Source organism: Hydrogenophaga sp. (assembly GCF_048549895.1).
Taxonomy (GTDB): domain Bacteria; phylum Pseudomonadota; class Gammaproteobacteria; order Burkholderiales; family Burkholderiaceae_C; genus Hydrogenophaga.
This window is the reverse complement of the sequence record NZ_JBLYYB010000034.1, coordinates 1-9,109: the sequence shown is the minus strand read 5'-3', so window position 1 is coordinate 9,109 and position 9,109 is coordinate 1. Positions and strand designations below refer to the sequence as shown.

At 63.4% G+C, this 9,109-nt stretch carries 8 protein-coding genes; 3 read left to right on the top strand and 5 right to left on the bottom strand.

Features of this window, described 5'->3' with window-relative positions; translation table 11 throughout:
• The first annotated feature begins 321 nt into the window (after nt 1-321).
• The gene (locus ACN4F8_RS02865; protein ID WP_419472211.1) at nt 322-1,749 is read left to right on the top strand and encodes a polyhydroxyalkanoate depolymerase; all 1,428 of its coding nucleotides are present in this window, start codon (nt 322-324) and stop codon (nt 1,747-1,749) included.
• A gap of 55 nt (nt 1,750-1,804) precedes the next feature.
• Complete coding sequence (rsxB, locus tag ACN4F8_RS02860) at nt 1,805-2,461, top strand: electron transport complex subunit RsxB (protein WP_419472210.1); 657 nt, start codon at nt 1,805-1,807, stop codon at nt 2,459-2,461.
• Between the two features lies 1 nt (nt 2,462).
• Here the strand turns inward: rsxB and ACN4F8_RS02855 are convergent, their stop codons facing one another.
• The 3 genes from ACN4F8_RS02855 to ACN4F8_RS02845 all read right to left on the bottom strand — a co-directional run bounded on the left by ACN4F8_RS02855 (nt 2,463) and on the right by ACN4F8_RS02845 (nt 4,988).
• Nucleotides 2,463-3,983, bottom strand: coding sequence for a methyl-accepting chemotaxis protein (locus ACN4F8_RS02855; RefSeq protein WP_419472209.1), 1,521 nt, complete (start codon nt 3,981-3,983; stop codon nt 2,463-2,465).
• 71 nt (nt 3,984-4,054) lie between these two features.
• Nucleotides 4,055-4,345 (bottom strand): hypothetical protein, encoded by a 291-nt coding sequence (locus tag ACN4F8_RS02850; protein ID WP_419472208.1) that lies wholly within the window; start codon nt 4,343-4,345, stop codon nt 4,055-4,057.
• A 142-nt stretch (nt 4,346-4,487) separates the two neighbouring features.
• Nucleotides 4,488-4,988, bottom strand: a complete 501-nt coding sequence (locus tag ACN4F8_RS02845) for a VOC family protein (RefSeq protein ID WP_419472207.1) — start codon at nt 4,986-4,988, stop codon at nt 4,488-4,490.
• A 119-nt stretch (nt 4,989-5,107) separates the two neighbouring features.
• Between ACN4F8_RS02845 and ACN4F8_RS02840 the strand changes: the two genes are divergently transcribed.
• Complete coding sequence (locus tag ACN4F8_RS02840; protein ID WP_419472206.1) at nt 5,108-6,301, top strand: RNA-guided endonuclease InsQ/TnpB family protein; 1,194 nt, start codon at nt 5,108-5,110, stop codon at nt 6,299-6,301.
• A gap of 20 nt (nt 6,302-6,321) precedes the next feature.
• Here the strand turns inward: ACN4F8_RS02840 and ACN4F8_RS02835 are convergent, their stop codons facing one another.
• Nucleotides 6,322-7,005, bottom strand: coding sequence for a class I SAM-dependent methyltransferase (locus ACN4F8_RS02835; protein WP_419472205.1), 684 nt, complete (start codon nt 7,003-7,005; stop codon nt 6,322-6,324).
• Nucleotides 7,006-7,012: 7 nt separating this feature from the next.
• Nucleotides 7,013-9,061 carry an acetyl-CoA carboxylase biotin carboxylase subunit gene (locus ACN4F8_RS02830; RefSeq protein WP_419472204.1) on the bottom strand — a complete coding sequence of 683 codons (2,049 nt, stop codon included), beginning with the start codon at nt 9,059-9,061 and terminating at the stop codon, nt 7,013-7,015.
• Nucleotides 9,062-9,109 lie beyond the last annotated feature (48 nt).

The following is a 9,109-nucleotide window of genomic DNA, read 5'->3' as shown; positions in this document are numbered from 1 at the left end:
CATGTGCGTGGCCGCGCTCAACAGCAAGAACATCGACTACGTCTGCCAGTCGATCGCAAAAGTGGTCTGAACAAACAAAATCCACCCAACAAGGGCCGCTCTCGAGCGGCCCTTCTGCGTTCATCGGGCTGACGTGCCCGACCAAGCGAACGGGCATGGACACAGAAGGGTTTCGTCTCAACCATCTGGCTGGGGCTGGAATCGGCGAGCCCGATCCTTTCGCGAAGGTGACAAATGGCCCTGCAAATTAGATGTTATCAAGCTAACGTTACCGAACCCATGCTGCTATATTGCACTGCAACATAACGAAGACGGACACCCATGCTGTACCAGATTTACGAAACCCAGCGCTCCATGATGGAGCCGTTTTCAGACCTGGCCGAAGTGGCGGCCAAGCTGTTCACCAACCCCTCCCGTCCCCTGGCCCAGTTGCCGATGGCGCAGCGCATCTCGGCCGGCTACGACCTGATGCACCGCTTGGGCAAGGACTACGAGAAGCCGGTCTTCGGCATTCACACGGTGGACATTGACGGCATCGATGTCGCGATCCACGAACGCATCGAGATCGACAAGCCGTTCTGCGAGTTGCGCCGCTTCAAGCGTTTCTCCGATGACACCAACACGCTGGCCAAGCTCAAGGGCGAGCCGGTGGTGCTGATCGTTGCACCCCTCTCGGGCCACTACGCCACGCTGCTGCGCGACACCGTGCGCACCATGCTCAAGGACCACAAGGTCTACATCACCGACTGGAAAAATGCACGGCTCGTGCCGCTGTCGGACGGCGAGTTCCACCTCGACGACTACGTCAACTACGTGCAGGAGTTCATTCGCCATCTGCAAAAAGCCTACGGCAACTGCCACGTGATCAGCGTGTGCCAGCCCACCGTGCCGGTGCTGGCTGCTGTGTCCCTCATGGCCAGCCGGGGCGAAACGACGCCGCTGTCCATGACCATGATGGGCGGCCCGATCGACGCGCGCAAATCGCCCACTGCGGTGAACAACCTGGCCACCCAACGCGCGCACAGCTGGTTCGAGAACAACGTGATCTACCGCGTGCCCGACAACTTCCCCGGCGCAGGCCGCCGCGTGTACCCCGGCTTCCTGCAGCACACCGGCTTCGTGGCCATGAACCCCGACCGCCACGCTTCGAGCCACTACGATTACTTCAAAGACCTGATCAAGGGTGACAACGAGAGCGCCGAGAGCCACCGCAAGTTCTACGACGAGTACAACGCCGTGCTCGACATGGACGCGGACTACTACCTGGAAACCATCGACACGGTGTTTCAGGACTTCAAGCTGGTCAACGGTACCTGGGATGTGAAGAACCCGCAAGGCAAGCTGGAGCGTGTGCGCCCACAGGACATCCAGCACACCGCCCTGCTCACGGTGGAAGGCGAGCTCGACGACATTTCGGGCTCGGGCCAGACCGCAGCCGCGCACGACCTGTGCACCGGCATTCCCAAGACGCACCGCATGCACTACGAAGCTGCCGGCGCAGGCCACTACGGCATCTTCAGTGGTCGCCGCTGGCGCGAGTTTGTGCATCCGGTGGTGAAGACCTTCCTGAAGGTGCACCAGCCCACCGTGGTGCCCGCACCCGTGGTGGCCAAGGCCGCCTCGCCCAAGGCAGTGAAAGCTGCTGCCAAAGCCCCGGTCAAGCCCGCCGTGAAGGCTGCACCCGCCAAGGTGGCGAAGCCAGCAACCAAGGCAGCCGCCGCACGCAAGCCGCGCACCACGACCACCTGAAACGCTTCGCCCCAGAAGCCGGGCGCCCCTCAAAGGCGCCGGTATATTGGCCGTCATGAACGACCTCGCCAGGCGCATTGACGCCGCTCTGCCACAAACCCAGTGCACGCGCTGCGGCTATCCCGACTGCGCGAGCTACGCGCTGGCGATTGCGGACGGTGCTGCCGACATCAACCAGTGCCCGCCCGGTGGCGCCGAGGGCGTCACCCGCCTGGCCGCCATCACCGGCCTGCCCGCCACACCGCTGAACCCACACAACGGCATCGAAGGCCCGCTCACGGTGGCTGTGATCGACGAGGCCTGGTGCATAGGCTGCACGCTGTGCATCAAGGTCTGTCCGACCGATGCGATTGTGGGCAGCAACAAACGCATGCACACCGTGATCGAGCCGGTCTGCACCGGCTGCGAACTGTGTTTGCCGGTGTGTCCGGTGGACTGCATTTCGCTGGAGATCGTCAGCGGCGAGCAAACCGGTTGGAAGGCCTGGACGGCAGAGCAGGCGCGCCAGGGCAAACAGCGCTACGAGGCAAGGCAAACCCGGCTGGCACGTGAGAAGCGCGAGCACGACGATCGGCTCGAAGCCAAGGCGCAGGAAAAGCTGGCCGACCTGGCCGCGCATTCAAAGATCACCGACGAAGCGTTGCTGGACAAGAAACGCACCGTGATCGAAGCCGCGTTGGCCCGCGCCAGGGCCAAGCGAACCAGCGTCTGAATCAGGCCGCCTGGCGCGCGGCGGCGGTCTTGTAAACGCCGCAACCCACGTAGAGGTCATCGACCTTCACCACATAGGACATCTTGGCCTGGATGCTGCCATTGGCCGGGTTGCCGATGTCGTATTCGACCCAGCCTGCACCGGCTTCGGCCTGCGAGACGATGGCGCCCAGCAGCGCCTGGCCGTCGATGCCAGGGATGTCCTGCACGCGGCTGCCCACTTTCTCGGGTTTGCCGCCGAACGAGCGGTAGACGCCGCTCTTGTCCAGCGCAAACACGTACATGTCCCGGTCGTGGAAACCGTTGGCGGGCGTGGTGATCTCGCGCACAAAGGCATCGCGCCCGCGCTGCTGGCGCATGGCCAGGGCCCGGTCCACCAGTTGCATGGCCTCTTCGGCCGTGCCCTGCTGCAGCATGAAAGACGACACCGCTTTGGACAGGTGCGCCGCGCGCTGCTCCAGCTGGTCGGCCTGCGCCACGGCGCGTTCGACCATCTGGGCATTGCGCTGGGTGATCTCGTCGAGCTGCGAAACGGCCGACGAGATCTCGCTCAGGCCGGAGCTCTGTTCGGCGCTCGACGCCGAGATCAGCGACATGTTCGCCGCCACACCGCGTACCCCGTTGGCGATCTGCTGGATGCTGCTGCCTGCGGTGCGGATCTGCGCCACGCTGGCCTCCACCTGCTGGCGTGAGTTCTCGATGAGCTGGCGAATTTCCTTGGACGATGCAGCCGAACGCTGGGCCAGCGATCGCACCTCGGCGGCCACCACCGCAAACCCCCTGCCCTGCTCGCCCGCACGGGCGGCCTCCACCGCCGCGTTGAGCGCCAGGATGTTGGTCTGGAACGCCAGGCTGTCGATCACGCCGATGATCTCGTTCATCTGCTGCGCGCTTTTCTGGATGCCTTCCACCGACTCAACGGCGCGGCCCATCGACTGCGCGCCCGACTCCGCCACATCGCGCACCTGCGCGGCCTGCTCGTCGGAGTCGCCGGCGGTCTGGGCGTTTTGCTGCACCGTGCTGGAGAGCTCCTGCACGCTGGCGGCCGTCTGCTCCAGGTTGGCGGCTTGTTGTTCGGTGCGGTCGGCCAGATCGCGGTTGCCGGTGGCCAGGCTCTTGCCGGCGTGGGCCACCAGGGCCGAGTTGCTGCGCACCTCGGCAACCATGGCCGAGAGGTTGCCGATCATGCGGTCGAGCAGGCGGGTGAGATCGGCCAGTTCGTCGTTGCCGCTGGCCTTGAGCACGGTGCGCAGGTTGCCCGACGCGGTTTCTTCCATGCTGGCGAGCACCTGGCGGAAGTCGCTCATGAAGCTCACGTAGAAACTGAGCATGAGGTAGGCCAGCACCGCTGCGCCACCGAGCTCGATACCCAGCACCCAGGTACTGGCCAAAGGTGACCCGGAGAGCGCCCATGAAAAAACCTGCGGCAACAGAGACGCGGCAGCCAGCAGCAGCAACTTGCCGCGCAGGCGCAAGCGCCGCATCAGCCAGACGCCGGTGGACAAGGGGTGAAAGCCGGACATGCGCTTGTGTCTCCTCTGTGTGTTTGAGGATCTATCGGCCAAAACGGGACTGTCTTGAGGTGCCGGGACGCTCAATGGGGACCGGAAATCCCCGATTGACGAGATTCAAAATGGCGAAACAGCTGCACAGCCATCACACGCAGCGTGTCATCGGCCATGTTGCGGGCGTGCGAGAGTTGTTCCAGACCGTAGCGGCGGTCGTGCTGCATGAGTGCCCGGCTCACACACATGCCCTGGCTCGACATGCGAAGGCAGAACGCCTCCAACAGATCGCGGGGCCAGAGCTGCGAAGCGTCGGGCGCGCGGCGGTTCACCGAAAGCGGTACGGTGGCTGGCTTGTGTCGGGTCGGGACCGTGCTCATGGCGAGCTCCTGGAGGTGGGTGCCCAGGCGCTCGGAGGTGTGGCCCCTGGACACCTCAAGCGTAGGTCGCCATCGACCTGTGCAGTCCTCCGAACAACGGCCCAAAGCCCGCTTTGCTCCGGGCTTCTGCCGACTGTTCGCCTCAGCCAGGCTGGGCGGACAGCCGGGCAAACGCGCTGACCACCTCGGGCGGTGCCTGCACCAGTTCGATCAACACGCCTTCGCCCGCGATGGGGAACTCGTCGTTGGCCTTGGGGTGCAGAAAAGTGATGTCGAAGCCCGCTGCCCCTGGGCGGATGCCCCCCGGCGCAAACCGCACACCCTGTGCCGTCAGCCAGTCTACGGCGGTCGGCAGGTCGTCGATCCAAAGGCCGATGTGATTTAGGGGTGTGGTGTGCACCGCAGGCTTTTTCTCGGGGTCCAGCGGCTGCATCAGGTCGACCTCGACCTTGAACGGCCCGATGCCGATGGCGCAGATGTCTTCGTCCACGTTTTCGCGCTCGCTGCGAAAGGTGCCTGTGACTTCCAGGCCGAGCATGTCAACCCAGAGTTTTTGCAGGCGCTGCTTGTCTGGACCACCGATGGCGATTTGCTGGATACCCAATACCCTGAAAGGTCTGATAAAACTTGTTGAAGTGATCATGATTGTGCAAGGTAAAACTCGGTCTCTCAGGGACGGGAGGGATAGAGCGCGAGCCTGAGATCAAGCCTTTCTTCTCGCATATCCTTTGTTTTCAAAGCCATTCTAGATATACTGGATATATGTCCAGTATATCTTTCGAAGATTGCACCACGCGTGTACTGCGCGTGCGGGTTAAAGATCGCCATGCAGCTTGGCTTGCGCAACTTTCGCGCGAGGTCAATACCGTCTGGAATTACTGCAACGACCTGCAAATCCGCGTCTTTGAGCGCGAGCGCAAATTCCTTACCGGCTTCGAATTCTGGCCTTACCTGAAGGGCTGCACACGCAGTGAGGCTGCGCTCAGCCTGCCGATCCAGACGGTACAGGAGACTGCAGAACAATACGCACGCAGCCGCAGGCAGCACAAACGAGTGCGGCTGGCATGGCGCAAGAGCAAAGGCGCACGCCGATCGCTGGGCTGGTTGCCGTTCAAAGTACGCACAATCAAGTATGCACATGGCCAGGTTTACTACGCTGGCAAATGGCTTTCGGTGTGGGACAGCTGGGGACTGGGTGAGCACGAACTGCGCGCGGGCAGCTTCAGCGAAGACTCTCGCGGGCGCTGGTACCTGAACGTCACGGTAAACGTCAAGCGGCCCATGATGGTTCGTGTGGATGGCGGCGCCATCGGACTCGATCTGGGGTTGAAAGATCTGGCAGCGCTCAGCGACGGTAGCAAGGTTGCCGCCGAGCGCTTCTACCGCGACTTGGAGCCAGCGCTGGCCACGGCGCAGCGAGCGCACAAGTCCAAGCGAGTCAAGGCGATCCACGCCAAGATCGCGAACCGCCGGAAAGACCTCCTGCATAAGATTACGAGGAAGCTGGTTTGCCAGCATTCGGTGATTTGTGTGGGCGATGTGAATGCGAGCGCACTTGCACGTGGGCCGCACGCCAAGAGCGTGCTGGATGCGGGCTGGAGCGCGATGAGAACCATGTTGCGGTACAAATGCGATGACGCAGGCACGTGGTTTGTTGAGGTGCCCGAAGCGGGCACCACGAGGATGTGCAACCACTGCGGAGCAATCAGCGGTCCGAAAGGTATTGCCGACCTGTCCATCCGACAGTGGGGCTGCGCGGTATGTGGCGTGAGCCACGACCGCGATACGAACGCTGCCCGCAATATCCTCGCTCGTGGACTGGCGATTCTCGGAGAACAATTTGCCGCCGCAGGGGAGGCGAAAGCCGTTGAAGCTGCGGTGAATAAGATCGGACAGCATGCTCGTTCGGTCGGGGTCGGGCATGACCCTCTAGGTGTAGGAATTCTTGCCCTCTAGGGCTGGGAGGATGTCAAGCGTCAGTGAAAACCGTTGTGGGTGTGGGAAGGGTGGGTGGCCTGCTCCAGCGTCCACACCGTGGCCGGTGGCAGGTTCGCCCAGATGGAGGCGGCCCGGCGCCAGCGCCAACCCACCGGAATGTCCTTGAAAGGCCGCAAATGCGGCGAAGCGTAGGTGTACTGGATGAGGCGCGAACCGGGGCGGCCTTCGATCAGCGCAACCATGGCGTCGATGCAACCGTGCGCCTCGTCGCGCGTCATGGACAACAGCGGCAAGGACGACACCACCGTCACCGGGCTGTGCTTCTCGATGTCCAGCGCGTCGAGCCGGGTGGCGCAATGGTTCAGCACCTCGAGATCGGGAAAACTGCGGCGAAGCAGCTGGGCAAAGCCGGGGTCGCGCTCGATCACCATGAAACGGTTAACCTTGGCCAATGCGGGCAACAGCGCCCGGGTGATGGCCCCGGTGCCGGCCCCCACCTCGATCAAGGTGCCAGGCGCGGAACGCATCACCTCGTTCAGGATGGCTTGCGCCAGCGCTTTGGAAGCCGGGGCGATGGCACCCACCCGCCTCGGATTGCGCAAATACCCCAGCGCGAAAGCCAAACCTTGCCGCATGCGGTGTCCTTCAGAGTCGTCGTGACCCGCAGGGTAGCGCAATTCAAAGCCCGCCGTCTGTGGGGCAGCGGTCCATCGCGGGTTCATTCAGGACTCATTCGAACTCGATGATGGGCTGGTCCACCACCAGCGATTCGCCCTTGGAGGCCAGCACCTTGCCCACCACGCCGTCGGCTGCGGCGAACAACACGTTCTCCATCTTCATGGCCTCGATCACCGCAACGCGCTCGCCCGCCTGCACCTTCTGGCCCGGCTGCACCGCCACGTCGACCAGCAAACCGGGCATCGGCGAGAGCACGTATTTGCTCATGTCGGCCGGCGCCTTGAACGGCATGAGCGCGTGCAGCTCGGCCATGCGCGGGGAGACCACCATGGTCTCGATGCGGGTGCCGTTGTGCTGCACCACCAGTGCCAGCGGGTTGCGCGGCGTGCCGCGCTCGATCTGCGCCGTGAACGGCTGGCCGTTGCATTCGCCAGTGATGCAGATGTCGTTCAGGCGCGAAGGGCTGCTGATGGCGTAGCGCTTGCCGGCCACTGTGACCACGGCCGAGCCGAGCTGGCCCACCACCTCGTCCACGTGCACCGGCTTGTAAACATGCGCACCCATGGCGCCCAGCACGATCACGCGAAAGTCGTGACCCACCTTCACGCCGTAACCCGGCAACTGGCCTGAGAGGCCCGCTGCACGCTCGCGCGACTTGCGGCGCACAAAGGCGGCGAGCGCCACCAGAAAGTCGGCGTCGTCGTGCGGCACGTCCTCGGCGCGAAAACCCTGGCCGTAGTGCTCGGCGATGAAGCCTGTGTTGAAGTCACCGGCCACAAATTTCGGGTGCGCGAGCAGCGCCGCCTGGAACGGAATGTTGCTGCTGATACCCCGGATGACAAATCCGTTGAGCGCTCCGCGCATCTTGGTGATGGCTTCCGCCCGGTCTTTGCCGTGCACGATCAGCTTGGCGATCATCGAGTCGTAGAACATCGGGATCTCGCCACCGTCCTGCACGCCGGTGTCCACGCGCACGCCCAGCAGATCGGCCGTGTTCGCCTGCCACATGCTTTGCGCGGGTGGCGCAAAGCGCACCAGCCGGCCGGTGCTGGGCAGGAAATTGCGGAACGGGTCTTCCGCGTTGATGCGGCACTCGATCGCCCAGCCGTCGCGTTTCACATCGGCCTGCGTGAGCGGCAGCTTCTCACCGGCCGCCACGCGGATCATGAGTTCCACCAGATCCAGCCCGGTGATGCACTCGGTCACCGGGTGCTCCACCTGCAGGCGTGTGTTCATTTCGAGGAAATAGAAGTCCTGGTCCTTGCCCACCACGAACTCCACCGTGCCCGCGCTCTGGTACTTCACCGCCTTGGCCAGCGCCACGGCCTGTTCGCCCATGGCCTTGCGCGTGGCATCGCTGATGAAGGGCGACGGTGCCTCTTCGATCACCTTCTGGTGGCGGCGCTGGATGGAGCATTCGCGCTCGTTCAGGTAGATCACGTTGCCATGCGAATCGCCCAGCACCTGGATCTCGATGTGGCGCGGCTCCTGCACGAATTTTTCGATGAAGATGCGGTCGTCGCCGAAGCTGTTGCGCGCCTCGTTCTGGCACGCGGTGAAGCCCTCCAGGGCCTCCTTGTCGTTGTAGGCCACGCGCAGGCCCTTGCCACCGCCACCGGCGCTGGCCTTGATCATCACCGGGAAGCCGATGTCCTTCGCAATCTCCACCGCACGCGCGGCACTCTCGATGGCGTCGTTCCAGCCCGGGATGGTGTTGACCTTTGCCGCATTCGCCAGCTTCTTGGACGCGATCTTGTCGCCCATGGCCGCGATGCTGAAGTGCTTGGGGCCGATGAAGGCCATGCCCTCCTCTTCCACGCGCCGGGCGAAGGCCTCGTTTTCGGACAGGAAGCCGTAGCCGGGGTGGATGGCCTGCGCGCCGGTCTGTTTGGCGGCGGCAATGATCTTGTCGGCCACGAGGTAACTCTCGCGCGAAGGCGCCGGGCCGAGCAGCACGGCCTCGTCGGCCAGTTGCACGTGGCGCGCTTCCTTGTCGGCCTCGGAATACACCGCCACGGTGGCGATGCCCATCTTCTTCGCGGTGGCGATCAATCGGCAGGCAATTTCGCCACGGTTGGCAATCAGGATATTGGTGAACATTTTGGTTTCCTAAACGAGGACAAACAGGTTGTTTCTGTCGTGATTCAT